Origin of the sequence: Enterobacter cloacae complex sp. 402C9, assembly GCF_050030745.1 — a bacterium.
Lineage (GTDB): Bacteria > Pseudomonadota > Gammaproteobacteria > Enterobacterales > Enterobacteriaceae > Enterobacter > Enterobacter intestinihominis.
In genome coordinates this window covers 4,350,218-4,367,431 of sequence record NZ_JBLGUW010000001.1, presented here as the reverse complement: position 1 = coordinate 4,367,431, position 17,214 = coordinate 4,350,218, and the positions used below count along the sequence as shown (strand labels likewise).

General features: G+C 57.7%; 12 protein-coding genes. 10 read left to right on the top strand and 2 right to left on the bottom strand.

Annotated features, from left to right (window positions below; all coding sequences use genetic code 11):
* Position 1 precedes the first annotated feature (1 nt).
* Entirely contained in the window at positions 2-1,342 is a 1,341-nt protein-coding gene (gntU, locus tag ACQG1K_RS20845) for a gluconate transporter (RefSeq protein WP_017693851.1), read from the top strand.
* Positions 1,343-1,447: 105 nt separating this feature from the next.
* On the opposite strand, the gene yhgN is transcribed toward gntU, so the two are convergent.
* Positions 1,448-2,041 carry an NAAT family transporter YhgN gene (gene yhgN / locus ACQG1K_RS20840; protein WP_003861574.1) on the bottom strand — a complete coding sequence of 198 codons (594 nt, stop codon included), beginning with the start codon at positions 2,039-2,041 and terminating at the stop codon, positions 1,448-1,450.
* Positions 2,042-2,219: 178 nt separating this feature from the next.
* Here yhgN and asd point away from each other — a divergent pair, with 178 nt between their 5' ends.
* From asd to glgP, 6 genes are all read left to right on the top strand, one after another.
* The gene (asd, locus tag ACQG1K_RS20835; protein WP_367075845.1) at positions 2,220-3,326 is read left to right on the top strand and encodes an aspartate-semialdehyde dehydrogenase; all 1,107 of its coding nucleotides are present in this window, start codon (positions 2,220-2,222) and stop codon (positions 3,324-3,326) included.
* Between the two features lie 236 nt (positions 3,327-3,562).
* A complete protein-coding gene (gene glgB, locus ACQG1K_RS20830; RefSeq protein ID WP_023298793.1) occupies positions 3,563-5,749 on the top strand; it encodes a 1,4-alpha-glucan branching enzyme in 2,187 nt (728 codons plus the stop codon).
* On the top strand, positions 5,746-7,719 hold the full coding sequence (gene glgX / locus ACQG1K_RS20825; protein WP_193131677.1) for a glycogen debranching protein GlgX: 1,974 nt from the start codon (positions 5,746-5,748) through the stop codon (positions 7,717-7,719). Before glgB ends, glgX begins: the two co-directional genes overlap by 4 nt.
* A 17-nt stretch (positions 7,720-7,736) precedes the next feature.
* Positions 7,737-9,032: a glucose-1-phosphate adenylyltransferase gene (gene glgC / locus ACQG1K_RS20820; RefSeq protein ID WP_003861582.1), complete on the top strand. Its 1,296-nt coding sequence runs from the start codon at positions 7,737-7,739 to the stop codon at positions 9,030-9,032.
* Positions 9,032-10,465 carry a glycogen synthase GlgA gene (glgA, locus tag ACQG1K_RS20815; protein ID WP_022649646.1) on the top strand — a complete coding sequence of 478 codons (1,434 nt, stop codon included), beginning with the start codon at positions 9,032-9,034 and terminating at the stop codon, positions 10,463-10,465. The genes glgC and glgA overlap by 1 nt, the downstream gene beginning before the upstream one ends.
* Before the next feature lie 18 nt (positions 10,466-10,483).
* Positions 10,484-12,931: a glycogen phosphorylase gene (gene glgP, locus ACQG1K_RS20810; RefSeq protein WP_023307123.1), complete on the top strand. Its 2,448-nt coding sequence runs from the start codon at positions 10,484-10,486 to the stop codon at positions 12,929-12,931.
* Between the two features lie 90 nt (positions 12,932-13,021).
* On the opposite strand, the gene glpD is transcribed toward glgP, so the two are convergent.
* Complete coding sequence (glpD, locus tag ACQG1K_RS20805) at positions 13,022-14,530, bottom strand: glycerol-3-phosphate dehydrogenase (RefSeq protein WP_022649644.1); 1,509 nt, start codon at positions 14,528-14,530, stop codon at positions 13,022-13,024.
* Positions 14,531-14,780: 250 nt separating this feature from the next.
* Here glpD and glpE point away from each other — a divergent pair, with 250 nt between their 5' ends.
* Genes glpE through ACQG1K_RS20790 form a run of 3 tightly spaced genes read left to right on the top strand, consistent with a single transcriptional unit; the run spans position 14,781 to position 16,766 of the window.
* Positions 14,781-15,113, top strand: coding sequence for a thiosulfate sulfurtransferase GlpE (gene glpE / locus ACQG1K_RS20800; RefSeq protein WP_022649643.1), 333 nt, complete (start codon positions 14,781-14,783; stop codon positions 15,111-15,113).
* A 47-nt stretch (positions 15,114-15,160) separates the two neighbouring features.
* Positions 15,161-15,991, top strand: a complete 831-nt coding sequence (gene glpG / locus ACQG1K_RS20795; RefSeq protein WP_022649642.1) for a rhomboid family intramembrane serine protease GlpG — start codon at positions 15,161-15,163, stop codon at positions 15,989-15,991.
* A 16-nt stretch (positions 15,992-16,007) separates the two neighbouring features.
* A complete protein-coding gene (locus ACQG1K_RS20790) occupies positions 16,008-16,766 on the top strand; it encodes a DeoR/GlpR family transcriptional regulator (protein WP_022649641.1) in 759 nt (252 codons plus the stop codon).
* Positions 16,767-17,214 lie beyond the last annotated feature (448 nt).

Genomic DNA, 17,214 nt, shown 5'->3' with positions numbered 1-17,214 from the left:
TTTGAGTACATTAACGCTAGTTTTGACAGCAGTGGGTTCCGTATTGCTGCTGCTGTTTTTAGTGATGAAGGCACGTATGCACGCCTTCGTTGCTTTGATGGTGGTTTCTATTGGTGCCGGTCTCTTTTCCGGAATGCCGCTCGACAAAATTGCGGCGACGATGGAAAAAGGGATGGGCGGCACGCTCGGCTTCCTGGCCATCGTAGTCGCGCTCGGCGCGATGTTTGGCAAGATTTTGCACGAGACGGGCGCGGTCGATCAGATTGCCGTCAAGATGCTGAAATCCTTCGGACACAGCCGTGCGCACTACGCGATTGGTCTGGCTGGTCTGATTTGCGCGCTGCCGCTGTTCTTTGAAGTGGCGGTGGTGCTGCTGATTAGCGTGGCGTTCTCCATGGCACGCCATACCGGTACCAACCTCGTGAAGCTGGTCATTCCGCTGTTTGCGGGCGTGGCGGCGGCGGCGGCGTTTCTGCTGCCGGGGCCTGCGCCGATGCTGCTGGCTTCCCAGATGCATGCTGACTTTGGCTGGATGATCCTGATTGGCCTGTGTGCGGCGATCCCGGGGATGATTATCGCCGGTCCGCTGTGGGGCAACTTCATTAGCCGTTACGTTGAGCTGCACATTCCGGATGACATCTCCGAGCCGCACCTGGGCGAGGGCAAAATGCCGTCCTTCGGCTTCAGTCTGTCGCTGATCCTGCTGCCGCTGGTGCTGGTGGGCCTGAAAACCATCGCTGCGCGTTTTGTGCCGGTGGGGTCAACCGCTTACGAATGGTTCGAATTTATTGGCCATCCGTTCACTGCGATCCTGGTGGCGTGTCTGGTCGCGATTTACGGCCTGGCGATGCGTCAGGGCATGCCAAAAGATCGCGTGATGGAGATATGCGGTGCCGCGCTACAACCGGCGGGGATTATTCTGCTGGTGATCGGGGCGGGCGGCGTGTTCAAGCAGGTGCTGGTGGATTCCGGCGTTGGCCCGGCGCTGGGCGAAGCGCTGACCGGAATGGGCCTGCCGATTGCGGTCACCTGCTTCGTGCTGGCCGCGGCGGTGCGTATCATTCAGGGCTCCGCGACCGTGGCGTGCTTAACCGCGGTGGGGCTGGTGATGCCGGTGATTGAACAGCTGAACTACTCCGGCGCGCAGATGGCGGCGCTCTCTATCTGTATCGCGGGCGGTTCAATTGTGGTATCTCACGTGAACGACGCAGGCTTCTGGCTGTTCGGTAAATTTACCGGCGCAACCGAAGCGCAAACCCTGAAAACCTGGACGCTGATGGAAACTATCCTCGGCACGACGGGTGCGGTTGTCGGGATGATTGCGTTTACGCTGCTGAGCTAACGAGACCGTATTTTGTCGGGTGGCGGCTTCGCCTTACCCGACCTACAAAAAAATCAGGTCCCGTAGGCCGGGTAAGCGTAAGCGCCACCCGGCTTTTTTACATCTTCACCCTTTCATCCATGCCCGGATCCCATCCAGGAACATCTGCGTCGCCATCATCACCAGAATCAGCCCCATCAGGCGCTCAAGGGCGTTCACCCCTTTCTCGCCCAGCAGGCGCAGGAACAGCGATGACTGCAACAGGATAATAAATGTCCCGCCCCAGGCGATCAGCAGGGCAATGACCAGGTGGCTCATCTGATTCGGGTACTGATGCGACAGCAGCATCAGCGTCGCCAGAATCGTTGGCCCGGCGACCAGCGGAATCGCCAGCGGCACGATAAACGGTTCTTCACCCGCAGGCAGGCCGCTGCTGCTGCCTTCCGCGCTCGGGAAAATCATCTTTATGGCAATCAGGAACAAAATGATCCCGCCGGAAATGGAGACCGTTTCGGCACGTAAGTTCAGGAAAGCGAGGATTTTTTCACCGGCGAACAGGAAGATAAACATCACCAGCAGGGCGATGAGCAGCTCGCGGATCATGATCGCCCGACGGCGCTTCGGCTCGGTGTGCTTCAGCACCGACATGAAGATCGGCAGATTACCGAGCGGATCCATAATCAGGATCAATAAAACCGCTGCGGAAATGATTTCACTCATCTTAAATTATCCCTGATACTTATTGTGGTCATTGCGATGATTAGCACTTTTTCTGATTGCCGGGCAATCATCGATTAATTTCGCTTGCGACTTTGGCAGCATTTTGTAATGTGAAGCATATCCCAGTTCAATACTGGCTTGCACAATCAGCACACACCCCTTGCAGGAAAAAAATGCTATGAAAAACGTTGGTTTTATCGGCTGGCGCGGTATGGTCGGCTCTGTACTCATGCAACGCATGGTTGAAGAGCGCGATTTCGACGCCATCCGCCCGGTCTTCTTCTCCACTTCCCAGCTCGGCCAGGCTGCACCGTCCTTTGGTGGTACCACAGGCACGTTGCAGGATGCTTACGATCTGGAAGCGCTGAAGGCACTCGACATTATTGTGACCTGCCAGGGCGGCGATTATACCAACGAAATTTATCCGAAGCTGCGTGAAAGCGGCTGGCAGGGCTACTGGATTGACGCGGCCTCTTCGCTGCGTATGAAAGACGATGCCATCATCATTCTCGACCCGGTTAACCAGGATGTCATTACCGACGGCCTGAACAACGGCGTGAAAACGTTTGTTGGCGGTAACTGCACCGTCAGCCTGATGCTGATGTCCCTCGGTGGCCTGTTCGCACAGGATCTGGTGGAGTGGGTCTCCGTAGCGACCTATCAGGCGGCGTCCGGCGGCGGCGCGCGTCATATGCGCGAGCTGCTGACCCAGATGGGCCAGCTGCACCAGAGCGTCGCGACTGAGCTGGCAAACCCGGCGTCCGCGATCCTCGATATCGAGCGTAAAGTCACTCAGCTCACCCGCAGTGGCGAATTGCCGGTGGATAACTTTGGCGTACCGCTGGCCGGCGGTCTGATCCCGTGGATCGACAAACAGCTGGATAACGGCCAGACCCGCGAAGAGTGGAAGGGCCAGGCTGAGACCAACAAAATCCTCGCCACCGCGAACACCATTCCGGTTGACGGTCTGTGCGTGCGTATCGGCGCGCTGCGCTGCCACAGCCAGGCTTTCACCATTAAACTGAAAAAAGATGTGTCTATTCCGACCGTGGAAGAGCTGCTGGCCGCGCACAACCCGTGGGCGAAAGTGGTGCCAAACGATCGCGATATCACCATGCGCGAACTGACCCCGGCAGCCGTTACCGGCACGCTGACCACCCCGGTTGGCCGCCTGCGCAAGCTGAACATGGGACCGGAGTACCTCTCCGCGTTCACCGTTGGCGACCAGCTTCTTTGGGGTGCCGCCGAGCCGCTGCGCCGCATGCTGCGCCAGCTGGCGTATTAATTTGTTAAACACCGGGGGTGAATGTCACCCCCTTTTTTTGCGTACTACATGGAGTAAAACGCAGATGTCTTATTTTTTATCAGGAGGGCCCACGACGTTGGCTATGCTTTAAGGAAGATTTATTTCTCACCTGAGGGTAGGGCGGAGCAGAGAGGATTAACTGCACCGTTTAGGTCACATTAAAAGTCGTCCCGGAGCGCGTAAAAAGGGCGACATAAAAAAACAGGATGAATACCATGTCCGATCGTATTTCGAGAGACGTGATTAATGCGCTTATTGCGGGTCACTTTGCCGACCCCTTTTCTGTGCTAGGGATGCACCGTACAGAGGCCGGACTGGAAGTTCGGGCGCTGTTACCGGATGCAACAGAAGTGTGGGTTATCGAACCCAAAACCGGCCGCAAGGTGGGTAATCTGGAATGCCTCGACTCGCGTGGCTTCTTCTCGGGCGTCATGCCCCGCCGTAAAAATCCTTTTCGTTATCAGCTTGCCGTTATCTGGCACGGTCAGCAAAACCTGATTGATGATCCCTATAGCTTCGGCCCGCTCTTAAAAGAGATGGACGCCTGGCTGCTGTCCGAAGGGACCCATTTACGCCCCTACGAAACGCTGGGTGCCCATGCGGATACCATGGACGGTATCACCGGCACGCGCTTTGCCGTATGGGCGCCAAACGCCCAGCGCGTCTCCGTCGTCGGGCAGTTCAACTACTGGGACGGTCGTCGTCACCCCATGCGCCTGCGCCGGGAAACCGGCATCTGGGAGCTGTTTATCCCCGGCGCGCACAACGGTCAGCTCTACAAATTCGAGATGATCGATGCCAACGGCAAGCTGCGTATTAAATCCGACCCGTACGCCTTTGAGGCCGAACTGCGCCCGAATACCGCCTCGCTGATTTGCGGCCTGCCGGAGAAGGTTGTCCAGAGCGAGGAGCGCAAGCAGGCCAACCGCTTTGATGCGCCGATCTCCGTCTATGAAGTGCATCTCGGCTCCTGGCGTCGCCACACCGATAACAACTTCTGGCTGAGCTATCGCGAGCTGGCGGACCAGCTGGTGCCGTACGCCAAATGGATGGGCTTTACCCATCTGGAGCTGCTGCCAATCAACGAACACCCGTTCGACGGTAGCTGGGGCTATCAGCCGACCGGGCTATATGCGCCTACGCGCCGCTTCGGCACGCGCGATGACTTCCGCTATTTCATTGATGCCGCGCACGCCGCCGGACTGAACGTGATCCTCGACTGGGTGCCGGGCCACTTCCCGTCGGATGATTTTGCGCTGGCAGAGTTTGACGGTACGAAGCTGTACGAGCACAGCGATCCGCGCGAAGGCTATCACCAGGACTGGAACACGCTGATCTACAACTACGGTCGCCGTGAAGTGTCAAACTACCTGGTCGGGAACGCGCTGTACTGGATCGAACGTTTCGGCATTGATGCCCTGCGCGTCGATGCGGTGGCGTCGATGATCTACCGCGACTACAGCCGCAAAGAGGGTGAGTGGATCCCAAACGAGTATGGCGGGCGTGAAAACCTCGAAGCGATTGAGTTTCTGCGCAACACCAACCGCATTATCGGCGAGCAGGTGGAAGGCGCCGTGACCATGGCTGAAGAGTCAACAGACTTCCCGGGCGTTTCCCGTCCACCGGCAATGGGCGGCCTGGGCTTCTGGTACAAGTGGAACCTCGGCTGGATGCACGACACGCTCGACTACATGAAGCTTGACCCGGTTTATCGTCAGTATCACCACGATAAGCTCACCTTCGGGCTGCTCTACAACTACACCGAAAACTTCATGCTGCCGCTGTCGCACGATGAAGTGGTACACGGCAAGAAATCCGTTCTCGACCGCATGCCGGGGGACGCGTGGCAGAAGTTTGCCAACCTGCGCGCCTATTACGGCTGGATGTTCGCCTTCCCGGGCAAAAAGCTGCTGTTTATGGGCAACGAATTTGCGCAAGGGCGCGAATGGAACCACGACACCAGCCTTGACTGGCATCTGCTGGAAGGCGCGGACAACTGGCACCACGGCGTGCAGCGTCTGGTTCGCGACCTGAACCTGACCTATCGCCACCACAAAGCGCTGCACGAGCTTGACTTCGATCCGTACGGCTTTGAGTGGCTTGTGGTGGACGACCACGAGCGCTCGGTGTTTGTCTTTGTGCGCCGCGACAAGGCGGGTAACGAGATCATCGTCGCCAGCAACTTCACGCCGATACCGCGCGAACACTACCGCTTCGGCATAAACCAGCCGGGCAAATGGCGCGAAATCCTTAACACCGACTCCATGCACTACCACGGCAGCAACGCCGGTAACGGTGGGCTGGTACAGAGCGACGCCATCGAAAGCCACGGTCGTCCGAACTCCCTTGGCCTGACGCTGCCGCCGCTGAGCACAATCTGGCTGGTGCGGGAGGGAGAATGACGCAGCTCTCGGCAGGTAAACCCGAACCGCTCGGGGCGAGTTTTGACGGAAAGGGGGTGAACTTCACGCTCTTTTCTGCCCATGCTGAGCGGGTGGAACTCTGTGTGTTTGACGGGGAAGGTAACGAACACCGTTACGATTTACCGGCGCGCACGGGGGATACCTGGCATGGCTACCTGCCCGGAGGACGGCCGGGGGTGCACTACGGTTTTCGCGTTCACGGCCCCTGGGAGCCCTCTCAGGGGCACTGGTTTAACCCGGCGAAGCTGCTGATTGACCCATGTGCGCACCGCGTGGACGGCGAGTTTAAAGACGACCCGCTGTTCCACGTTGGCTACGGCGAACCAGACCACCGCGACAGCGCACCCGTCGCGCCCAAAAGCGTGGTGGTACACGATCTCTACGACTGGGAAGACGATGCCCCGCCGCGCACGCCGTGGGGCAACACCGTTATTTATGAAGCCCACGTCAAAGGGCTGACGTATCTGCATCCGTCAATCCCCAAAGAGATGCGCGGTACCTACAAAGCGCTTGGGCATCCGACGATGGTCGCGTACCTGAAGCACTTAGGGATCACCGCCCTGGAGCTGTTGCCCGTGGCGCATTTTGCCAGCGAGCCGCGGCTGCAGCGTCTTGGGTTAAGCAACTACTGGGGCTACAACCCGCTGGCGATGTTCGCCCTCGACCCGCGCTACGCGGTGCATCCGGAGAAGGCGCGGGATGAGTTTCGCGATGCGGTGAAGGCGCTTCACGCGGCGGGTATCGAGGTCATTCTGGACGTGGTGTTGAACCACAGTGCAGAAAGCGATCTTGATGGCCCGACGCTCTCACAGCGCGGAATCGATAACCGTAGCTATTATTGGATCAGGGACGACGGCGATTACGAGAACTGGACCGGGTGCGGTAACACCCTCAACCTCAGTCATCCGGCCGTTACGCATTACGCGTACGCGTGCCTGAAATACTGGGTTGAGACGTTCCACGTGGACGGTTTTCGTTTCGACCTGGCGCCGGTAATGGGGCGCACCCCGGCGTTCAGCCAGCAGGCGCCGCTGTTTGAGGCCATCAAAAACTGTCCGGTGCTTTCAAAGGTGAAGCTGATTGCGGAGCCCTGGGACATCGGCGAGGGCGGCTATCAGGTGGGGAACTTCCCGCCGCTGTTTGCCGAGTGGAACGACCACTTCCGCGATGCCGTCCGCCGCTTCTGGCTGACGCGCGATCTGTCGCTGGGGGAGTTTGCCGGTCGCTTTGCCGGCTCCAGCGATCTCTTTAAGCGTGACGGCAAACGTCCGTCGGCCACCATTAATCTGGTGACGGCGCACGACGGTTTTACGCTGCGCGACTGCGTTTGTTTCAATCAGAAACACAATGAGGCAAACGGCGAAGAGAATCGCGATGGGACTAACAACAACCATAGCTTTAACCATGGTATAGAAGGGTTAGGCGGAAGTCTGGATGTGATCGAGCGGCGACGCGCCAGCGTTCATGCGCTGCTGACGACGCTTTTGTTGTCGCAGGGCACGCCGATGCTGCTGGCGGGCGATGAGCACGGTCACAGCCAGCACGGCAACAACAACGCCTATTGCCAGGACAACACCCTGACCTGGCTCAACTGGGAAGAAGCGAACAGCGGGTTGACCCATTTCACCGCGGCACTGATCCATCTTCGCCAGCACATCCCCGCGCTCACCGCCGACTGCTGGTGGGAAGAGGGCGACGGCAACGTTCGCTGGCTGAATAAAGACGCGCAACCGTTAAGCGCGCAAGAGTGGCAACACGGCATACCCTGTCTGCAAATCCTGCTTTCGGATGCGTGGCTGGTGACGCTGAACGCGACGGATGACGTCGCAGAGATTGTTTTACCTGACGGGGAATGGCGAGCCATTCCTCCCTTTGCCGGAGCGGATAATCCGGTTGTTATGGCTGTCTGGCACGGGCCTGCGCACGGAGTGTGCGTATTCCAAAGATGATAAAAAAGGAGTTAGTCATGGTTAGATTAGAGAAGAACGATCCGTTAATGTTGGCGCGCCAGCTACCATTAAAAACAGTTGCCCTGATCCTCGCGGGCGGGCGTGGTACCCGTCTGAAAGATTTGACCATCAAGCGCGCCAAACCGGCCGTTCACTTTGGTGGTAAGTTCCGTATTATCGATTTTGCACTCTCCAACTGCCTGAACTCAGGCATTCGCCGTATTGGCGTCATTACCCAGTATCAGTCGCACACGCTGGTGCAGCACATTCAGCGCGGCTGGTCATTCTTCAGCGAAGAGATGAACGAGTTTGTCGATCTGCTCCCGGCGCAGCAGCGCGTTCACGGGGAGAACTGGTACCGCGGCACGGCGGATGCCGTAACCCAGAACCTCGACATCATTCGCCGCTACAACGCGGAATACATCGTTATCCTCGCCGGGGACCACATCTACAAGCAAGATTACTCCCACATGCTGATCGACCACGTCGAAAAAGGTGCGCGCTGCACCGTGGCGTGTCTGCCGGTGCCTGTTGCAGAAGCAACCGCGTTTGGCGTGATGCATGTAGATGGCGATGACAAGATTATCGACTTTGTCGAAAAACCGGCGAATCCGCCAACCATGCCGGGAGACGACACCAAATCGCTCGCCAGCATGGGGATCTATGTCTTTGATGCCGATTATCTTTATGAGCTGCTGGAAGAAGACGACAAAGACGAAAACTCCAGCCACGACTTCGGTAAAGACATCATCCCGAAAATTACCAAAGCTGGCATGGCGTATGCACATCCTTTCCCATTGTCCTGCGTGCAGTCCGATCCAAATGCGGAACCTTACTGGCGCGACGTCGGCACGCTGGAAGCCTACTGGAAAGCCAACCTCGATTTGGCATCTGTGACGCCTGAACTGGATATGTACGACCAGAATTGGCCGATTCGCACCCATATGGAATCGCTGCCGCCGGCGAAGTTCGTCCAGGATCGCTCCGGCAGCCACGGTATGACGCTGAACTCGCTGGTCTCTGGCGGGTGCATTATCTCCGGTTCGGTGGTGGTGCAGTCCGTGCTGTTCCCGCGCGTGCGTATAAACTCATTCTGTAATATCGATTCGGCAGTCCTGCTGCCGGATGTCTGGGTAGGGCGCTCATGTCGTCTGCGTCGCTGCGTTATCGACCGTGCCTGCGTCATTCCCGAAGGGATGGTGATTGGGGAAAACGCGGAAGAAGATGCACGTCGTTTCTACCGATCGGAAGAGGGGATCGTGTTAGTAACACGGGAAATGTTGCGGAAGCTGCAAATCAAACAGGAGCGATGATGCAGGTTTTACACGTATGTTCTGAGATGTTCCCGTTGTTAAAAACGGGCGGACTGGCGGATGTTCTTGGTGCATTACCGGCGGCGCAAATTGCCGGAGGGGTGGATACCCGCGTGTTGTTACCCGCTTTTCCGGATATCCGGCGTGGTATTCCCGATGCGAAGGTTGTTACCCGCCGCGAGACCTTCGCGGGACGTATCACCCTGCTGTTTGGACATTACAATGGCGTAGGGATTTACCTGATTGATGCGCCGCATTTATACGACCGACCCGGCAGCCCGTATCACGATACCAACCTGTACGCCTATACCGATAACGTGCTGCGCTTTGCCCTGCTCGGCTGGGTGGGGGCGGAGATGGCCGTCGGGCTGGATCCGTTCTGGCGTCCGAACGTGGTGCACGCGCACGACTGGCATGCGGGGCTGGCTCCTGCATATCTGGCGGCGAAAGGACACCCGGCGAAATCGGTGTTTACGGTGCACAACCTGGCGTATCAGGGCATGTATTACGCGCATCATATGAATGACATCGATCTGCCATGGTCGTTCTTTAACATGCACGGACTGGAGTTTAACGGACAGATTTCGTTCCTGAAGGCCGGTCTGTACTACGCCGACCACATCACGGCGGTCAGCCCAACCTACGCGCGGGAAATTACCCAGCCGGAGTTCGGTTACGGTATGGAAGGGCTACTGCAACAGCGCCACCGTGAAGGTCGTCTGTCGGGCATTCTGAACGGCGTGGATGAACAGATCTGGAATCCGGAAACGGACCTCCTGCTGGCAGCGCGCTATGGTCGCGACTCCGTTGAGGACAAAGCGGAGAACAAGCGTCAGCTACAGATTGCGATGGGGCTGAAGGTTAACGACAAGGTACCGCTGTTTGCGGTGGTCAGCCGCCTGACCAGCCAGAAAGGGCTGGATCTGGTGCTGGAAGCGCTGCCAGGATTACTGGAGCAGGGCGGCCAGCTGGCGCTACTCGGCGCGGGCGACCCGGTATTGCAGGAAGGTTTCCTCGCGGCCGCGGCGGAACATCCGGGGCAGGTGGGCGTGCAGATTGGCTATCACGAAGCGTTCTCGCACCGCATCATGGGCGGCGCAGACGTGATTCTGGTGCCGAGCCGTTTCGAGCCCTGCGGCCTGACGCAGCTCTATGGTCTGAAATACGGCACGCTGCCGCTGGTACGCCGCACGGGCGGGCTGGCGGATACGGTGTCTGACAGCTCCCTGGAAAACCTGGCGGATGGTATCGCCAGCGGGTTTGTTTTCGAGGACAGTAATGCCTGGTCGCTACTTCGGGCGATCCGGCGTGCTTTCGTCTTGTGGTCCCGTCCATCCCTGTGGCGTTACGTACAACGTCAGGCGATGTCCATGGACTTTGGCTGGCACGTTGCGGCGCAGTCCTACCGCGACCTTTATCAACGCTTGATGTAACGAGGCGAAGTTACTGATATGAATGCTCCATTTAGCTACTCTTCCCCCACGCTCAGCGTTGAGGCGTTGAAACACTCCATCGCCTATAAGCTGATGTTTACCATTGGGAAAGATCCCGTTATTGCCAACAAACATGAGTGGCTGAACGCCACGCTGTTTGCGGTGCGTGACCGTATGGTCGAACGCTGGCTGCGCTCCAACCGCGCCCAGCTCTCGCAGGAGACGCGACAGGTGTATTACCTGTCGATGGAGTTTTTGATTGGTCGCACCCTCTCCAATGCGCTGTTATCGCTCGGGATTTATGACGACGTCAAAAACGCACTGGAAGAGATGGGGCTGGACTTAGAAGAGCTGATTGACGAAGAGAACGACCCGGGGCTGGGTAACGGTGGTCTCGGGCGACTTGCCGCCTGCTTCCTCGATTCACTGGCGACGCTGGCGCTGCCGGGACGCGGGTACGGTATTCGCTACGACTACGGCATGTTCAAGCAGAACATCGTTGATGGGCGTCAGAAAGAGTCGCCGGACTACTGGCTGGAGTACGGTAACCCGTGGGAGTTCAAGCGCCACAACACGCGCTACAAGGTGCGTTTTGGCGGGCGTATTCAGCAGGAAGGGAAAAAATCCCGCTGGGTGGAAACCGAAGAGATCCTCGCCGTGGCCTATGACCAGATTATACCCGGCTACGACACCGATGCGACCAACACGCTGCGCCTGTGGAACGCGCAGGCCAGTAGCGAGATCAACCTCGGTAAATTCAATCAGGGTGACTACTTCGCGGCGGTGGAAGATAAAAACCACTCTGAGAACGTGTCCCGCGTCCTGTATCCGGATGACTCGACCTACTCGGGCCGCGAGCTGCGTCTGCGTCAGGAGTATTTCCTCGTCTCGGCAACGATTCAGGATATCCTTAGCCGTCACTATCAGCTGCACAAAACCTATGCGAATCTGGCGGAAAAAACCGCTATTCACCTCAACGATACCCATCCGGTGCTGTCGATCCCTGAGCTGATGCGCCTGCTGATTGACGAGCATAAGTTCAGCTGGGATGACGCGTTTGAAGTGACCTGCCAGGTGTTCTCGTACACCAACCATACGCTGATGAGTGAAGCGCTGGAGACGTGGCCGGTGGATATGCTCGGCAAAATTCTGCCGCGCCACCTGCAAATCATCTTCGAGATCAACGACTACTTCCTCAAGACCTTGCAGGAGCAGTACCCGAACGATACCGGCCTGCTGAGCCGCGCCTCGATCATTGATGAATCCAATGGTCGCCGCGTACGCATGGCCTGGCTGGCGGTGGTGATCAGCCATAAGGTTAACGGGGTTTCAGAGCTGCATTCGAACCTGATGGTGCAGTCCCTGTTTGCGGACTTTGCGAAGATCTTCCCGACGCGTTTCTGCAACGTGACCAACGGCGTCACCCCGCGCCGCTGGCTGGCGCTGGCGAACCAGCCGCTGTCTGACGTGCTGGACGAAAATATCGGCCGCACCTGGCGCACCGATTTGAGCCAGCTGAGCGAGCTTGAGCAGCACATTGATTTTCCGACGGTGAACAAAGCCGTACGGGAAGCCAAGCTGCTGAACAAGAAACGGCTGTCAGTCTGGCTGGCGATGCATCTCAACGTGGTGGCGAACCCGAAAGCGCTGTTCGACGTGCAGATCAAACGTATCCACGAGTACAAGCGTCAGCTGATGAACGTCCTGCACGTCATCACTCACTACAACCGCATTAAGGCTGACCCGACGGCGGAGTGGGTGCCGCGCGTGAAAATCTTTGCCGGTAAGGCGGCCTCCGCGTACTACATGGCGAAGCACATCATTCATCTTATCAACGATGTGGCGAAGGTAGTGAACCAGGATCCGGACATTGGTGACAAGCTGAAAGTGGTGTTTATCCCGAACTACAGCGTAAGCCTGGCGCAGCTGATTATTCCGGCGGCGGATCTCTCTGAGCAGATTTCCACGGCGGGGACGGAAGCATCCGGCACCAGCAACATGAAGTTTGCCCTGAACGGCGCGCTGACCATCGGCACGCTGGACGGCGCAAATGTCGAAATGCTGGAGCATGTGGGCGCGGAGAATATCTTTATCTTCGGGAATACGGCGGAAGAGGTGGAGGCGCTGCGCAAGCAGGGCTACTCGCCGCGTGAGTATTATGAAGAGGATGAAGAGTTACGCCAGGTGCTGACGCAAATCGCCACCGGGGTGTTTAACCCTGAGGAGCCTGGGCGCTATCGTGACCTGGTGGACTCGCTGATTAACTTTGGCGATCATTATCAGGTGCTGGCGGATTACCGCAGCTACGTGGATTGTCAGGATAAGGTGGACGAACTGTACCGTCAGCAGGAGAAGTGGACCAGCGCCGCGATGCATAACATCGCCAACATGGGATACTTCTCGTCAGACAGGACCATCAAAGAGTATGCCGAGAATATCTGGCATATTGATCCGGTGAGGTTGTAAAACAAAGCCGGGTGGCGGCTCCGCCTTACCCGGCCTACTCGATCCTGTAGGCCCGGTAAGCGCAGCGCCACCGGGCATTTTTTGTCACCCTCAGGACGCCAGTGACAATTCACGCTTTCCCGCATGCTGTTGCAACCATTGCGCCACGCGAGACTGCTGCTCGGCATTCAGCCACATCCCTTCTTTAGTACGACGCCAGATGGCATCGTCCAGACGGCGCACCCATTCGTGTTCCACCAGGTAGCGCAGTTCCGCTTCGTACAGCTCATGGCCAAAATGCTCGCCCAGATCGGCAATCTCTTTTGCGTCACCGAGGAACAGTTCGGTATTGCTGCCGTAGGTGCGGGCGTAGTGGCGCGCCATTCCTTCGGTAATGAACGGGAAGCGGCGACGCAGCTTCGCGGCGTAATCGTCGCGGTTATTGCCGATATCGCCGCCAGGCAGCACGGCGCCTTTCGTCCACGCCGGGCCGATGCCTTTGTAATACGGCGCCAGTTTCTCCAGCGCATGCTCCGCCAGTTTACGGTAGGTGGTGAGCTTACCGCCAAACACCGACAGCAGCGGCGCCTGACCGTCTACGTCATGAATATCAAGCGTATAGTCACGGGTGATGGCCTGCGGTGAGTCAGACTCGTCATCACACAGCGGACGCACGCCGGAGTAGGTCCAGACCACGTCATCGCGCGCCAGCTGTTTTTTAAAGTGTGCGTTGTACACTTTCAGCAGGTAGCTGACTTCGCTCTCTTCAATCTCAACGTTTTTCGGATCGCCCTTGTACTCCACGTCAGTGGTGCCGATGATGGAGAACTCGTCCATCCACGGGATCACAAACACGATGCGCTTGTCTTCGTTTTGCAGGATATAAGCCTGCTTCTGGGTATGCACGCGCGGCACCACAATGTGGCTGCCCTTGATCAGGCGGATGCCGTACGGAGAAGGCAGGTGCATACCGTCATCGAAGAACTGTTTCACCCACGGGCCGGTGGCGTTCACCAGGCCGCGCGCTTTCCAGCTAAACTTCTCGCCGGTATCCACGTCTTCCGCTTCCACGATCCACAGGCCGTTTTCGCGGCGCGCGGCGATCGCGCGGGTACGGGTTTTCACCTCGCCGCCTTTCTTCTCGACCATCTGCGCGTTAGCCAGCACCAGACGCGCATCGTCCACCCAGCAGTCGGAATATTCGAAACCGCGCACGATTTCAGGCTTAAGGACCGATTCTGAGCCAAAACGCAAACCGGTCGAACCCGGCAGGCTGGTGCGTTTACCCAGATGATCGTACATGAACAGGCCGATGCGGATCATCCACGCCGGACGCAGGTGCGGGCGGTGGGGCAGGCGGAAGCGCATCGGGATCGCCAGATGCGGAGCCATTTTCAGCAGCACTTCGCGTTCGGCCAGCGCTTCGCTGACCAGGCGGAATTCGTAGTGTTCCAGGTAGCGCAGGCCTCCGTGGATCAGCTTGGAGCTGGCGGACGACGTCGCGCAGGCGAGATCGTTAGCTTCCAGCATCAGCACGGATAAACCGCGTCCTGCGGCATCAACCGCAATACCGGCACCGTTGATGCCCCCGCCTATCACAATCAGATCTTTGGTTTCCATAACACCCTCATGCACTTTCGTTAAAGCTCAAAAATGTTCGATATCGCTCATAATAGCAAAGGAACGCGCTTTTGGTAACATCAAAAAAACAATTTAGAGTGATATGGATAACATAATGGCGTTTACCCGCCGCCAGGACGTACACTACGGGGTAAAATCGTGCGACTAACTTTTCTCCCTCTCCCTGTGGGAGAGGGCTGGGGTGAGGGCACCAGAGCGCACCCAACCAGAACAACAGAAAGAGAACACCATGGATCAGTTTGAATGTATTAACGTAGAAGAAGCCCATCAGAAGATGCACCAGAAAACCGCGGTGCTGGTGGATATCCGCGATCCGCAGAGCTTTGCGATGGGCCACACGCCGGGCGCGTTCCATCTCACCAACGACACGCTGGGCGCGTTTATGCGCGATAACGACTTCGACACGCCGGTGATGGTGATGTGCTATCACGGCAACAGCAGTAAAGGCGCGGCGCAGTATCTGCTCCAGCAGGGTTACGACGCGGTATACAGCGTCGATGGCGGCTTCGATGCATGGCATCGTCATTTCCCGGCAGAAGTTGAATACGCGTTTGAGCGCTGATCCCGCTATACTGTCCCCTTTTGTGTGGAAATAAGCGGCCGCTGCCCATGTTGATGATCACCTCTTTTAGCAACCCGCGCGTCGCCCAGGCGTTTGTCGACTATATGGCGACGCAGGGCATTATCCTGACTATTCAGCAGCATACACAGACGGATGTCTGGCTGGCAGACGAAAGCCAGGCTGGGCGCGTGAACGCCGAGCTGGCGCGTTTCCTGGAAAACCCGGGCGACCCGCGTTATCTGGCAGCAAGCTGGCAATCCGGCCAGACCGACAGTGGCCTGCACTATCAACGTTTTCCGTTTCTCGCCACCCTCCGCGAGCGCGCAGGACCGTTTACGCTGCTTTTGATGGCAGCCTGCATCATCGTCTTCATTATTATGAGCGTGGTGGGCGATCAGAGCGTGATGATTGCCCTCGCATGGCCGTACGATCCCTCCCTGCAATTTGACGTCTGGCGCTACTTCACGCATGCGCTGATGCACTTCTCGGTGATGCATATCCTCTTTAACCTGCTGTGGTGGTGGTATCTCGGCGGGGCGGTGGAGAAGCGGCTCGGCAGCGGCAAGCTGATTGTGATCACCCTTATCAGCGCCCTGTTAAGCGGCTATGTGCAGCATAAATTCAGCGGTCCGTGGTTTGGCGGGTTATCCGGCGTGGTGTACGCCCTGATGGGTTACGCCTGGCTCAGAGGCGAGCGCGACCCGGAAAGCGGCATCTATTTACAACGTGGATTAATAACCTTTGCGTTAATATGGCTTATTGCCGGATGGTTTGATCTGTTTGGTATGTCTATCGCCAATGGTGCGCACGTTACCGGCCTGGCGGTCGGGCTGGCGATGGCGCTGGCCGATACGCTCCATGCGCGAAAACGAACATAATTCCCAGGGATATTTCATGAAACAAACACAACGTCATGACGCCATTATCGAACTGGTAAAAAAACAGGGATACGTCAGTACTGAAGAGCTGGTGGAGCAGTTTGCCGTCAGCCCGCAAACCATCCGTCGTGACCTCAACGACCTGGCCGATCAGAACCGTATTCTGCGCCATCACGGCGGCGCGGCGCTGCCGTCCAGCTCGGTGAACACCTCATGGCATGATCGTAAGGCGACGCAAACGGCAGAGAAAGAGCGTATCGCCCGTAAAGTGGCGAGCCAGATCCCGAACGGCGCGACGCTGTTTATTGATATCGGCACCACGCCGGAAGCGGTCGCCCATGCGCTGCTGAACCATGAGAACCTCCGCGTGGTGACCAACAACCTGAACGTGGCTAACACGTTGATGCAGAAAGACGATTTTCGCATCATCCTCGCGGGCGGCGAACTGCGCAGCCGCGACGGGGGCATTATCGGCGAAGCGACGCTCGATTTTATCTCTCAGTTTCGCCTCGATTTCGGCATTCTGGGGATCAGCGGCATCGACACCGACGGCTCGCTGCTGGAGTTTGATTACCACGAGGTGCGCACCAAGCGCGCGATTATTGAGAACTCACGCCACGTGATGCTGGTGGTGGATCACTCGAAATTTGGCCGCAATGCGATGGTCAACATGGGCAGCATTAGCATGGTGAATGCGGTCTACACCGACGAGATGCCGCCGGCGGGCGTGTTGCAGGTGATTAAGGATAACAATTTGCAGCTGGAGTTGTGCTAGCGGTTGTGTCGGGTGGCGCTACGCTTACCCGACCTACAAATTGTTCTCCCTCTCCCTGTGGGAGAGGGTTCCCCACAAATTAATGCGAGCACTGAGCGATCCCCTCGCCCCTCCGGGGAGAGGGTTAGGGTGAGGGGAACATACGGCGGTGGTGGTCATTCCGTTCACTTTATGTTCCTTGCTACTCTGTAACGACATGACCGGTGAACGTGCCAGGGTGGCTCAGTCGCCACCACCCTGGCGACCCGGGCTCCCGGCGGAAAATCGCCGCTTCGCGGTGCCCTCGGCTTATTCCTTCCGGCTTATCGGGTACGGGCGGAGGCAACGTCCCTGTAAAGCCGCCCTCTCGGCGCATCCCTGCGCCTCGCCCCGGCCGGAAGGCAAACGCCTCAGCGATTTACAGCCGGACCAGGGCATCGCTGACAGCCCTCAGTCATTTAGAAAGCAA

Coding starts and splice junctions, on each gene's coding strand:
- yhgN (WP_003861574.1), bottom strand. CDS start 2,041: ATGAGTGAAATCATTTCCGCAGCGGTTTTATTGATCCTGATTATGGAT.
- asd (WP_367075845.1), top strand. CDS start 2,220: ATGAAAAACGTTGGTTTTATCGGCTGGCGCGGTATGGTCGGCTCTGTA.
- glgB (WP_023298793.1), top strand. CDS start 3,563: ATGTCCGATCGTATTTCGAGAGACGTGATTAATGCGCTTATTGCGGGT.
- glgX (WP_193131677.1), top strand. CDS start 5,746: ATGACGCAGCTCTCGGCAGGTAAACCCGAACCGCTCGGGGCGAGTTTT.
- glgC (WP_003861582.1), top strand. CDS start 7,737: ATGGTTAGATTAGAGAAGAACGATCCGTTAATGTTGGCGCGCCAGCTA.
- glgA (WP_022649646.1), top strand. CDS start 9,032: ATGCAGGTTTTACACGTATGTTCTGAGATGTTCCCGTTGTTAAAAACG.
- glgP (WP_023307123.1), top strand. CDS start 10,484: ATGAATGCTCCATTTAGCTACTCTTCCCCCACGCTCAGCGTTGAGGCG.
- glpD (WP_022649644.1), bottom strand. CDS start 14,530: ATGGAAACCAAAGATCTGATTGTGATAGGCGGGGGCATCAACGGTGCC.
- glpE (WP_022649643.1), top strand. CDS start 14,781: ATGGATCAGTTTGAATGTATTAACGTAGAAGAAGCCCATCAGAAGATG.
- glpG (WP_022649642.1), top strand. CDS start 15,161: ATGTTGATGATCACCTCTTTTAGCAACCCGCGCGTCGCCCAGGCGTTT.
- ACQG1K_RS20790 (WP_022649641.1), top strand. CDS start 16,008: ATGAAACAAACACAACGTCATGACGCCATTATCGAACTGGTAAAAAAA.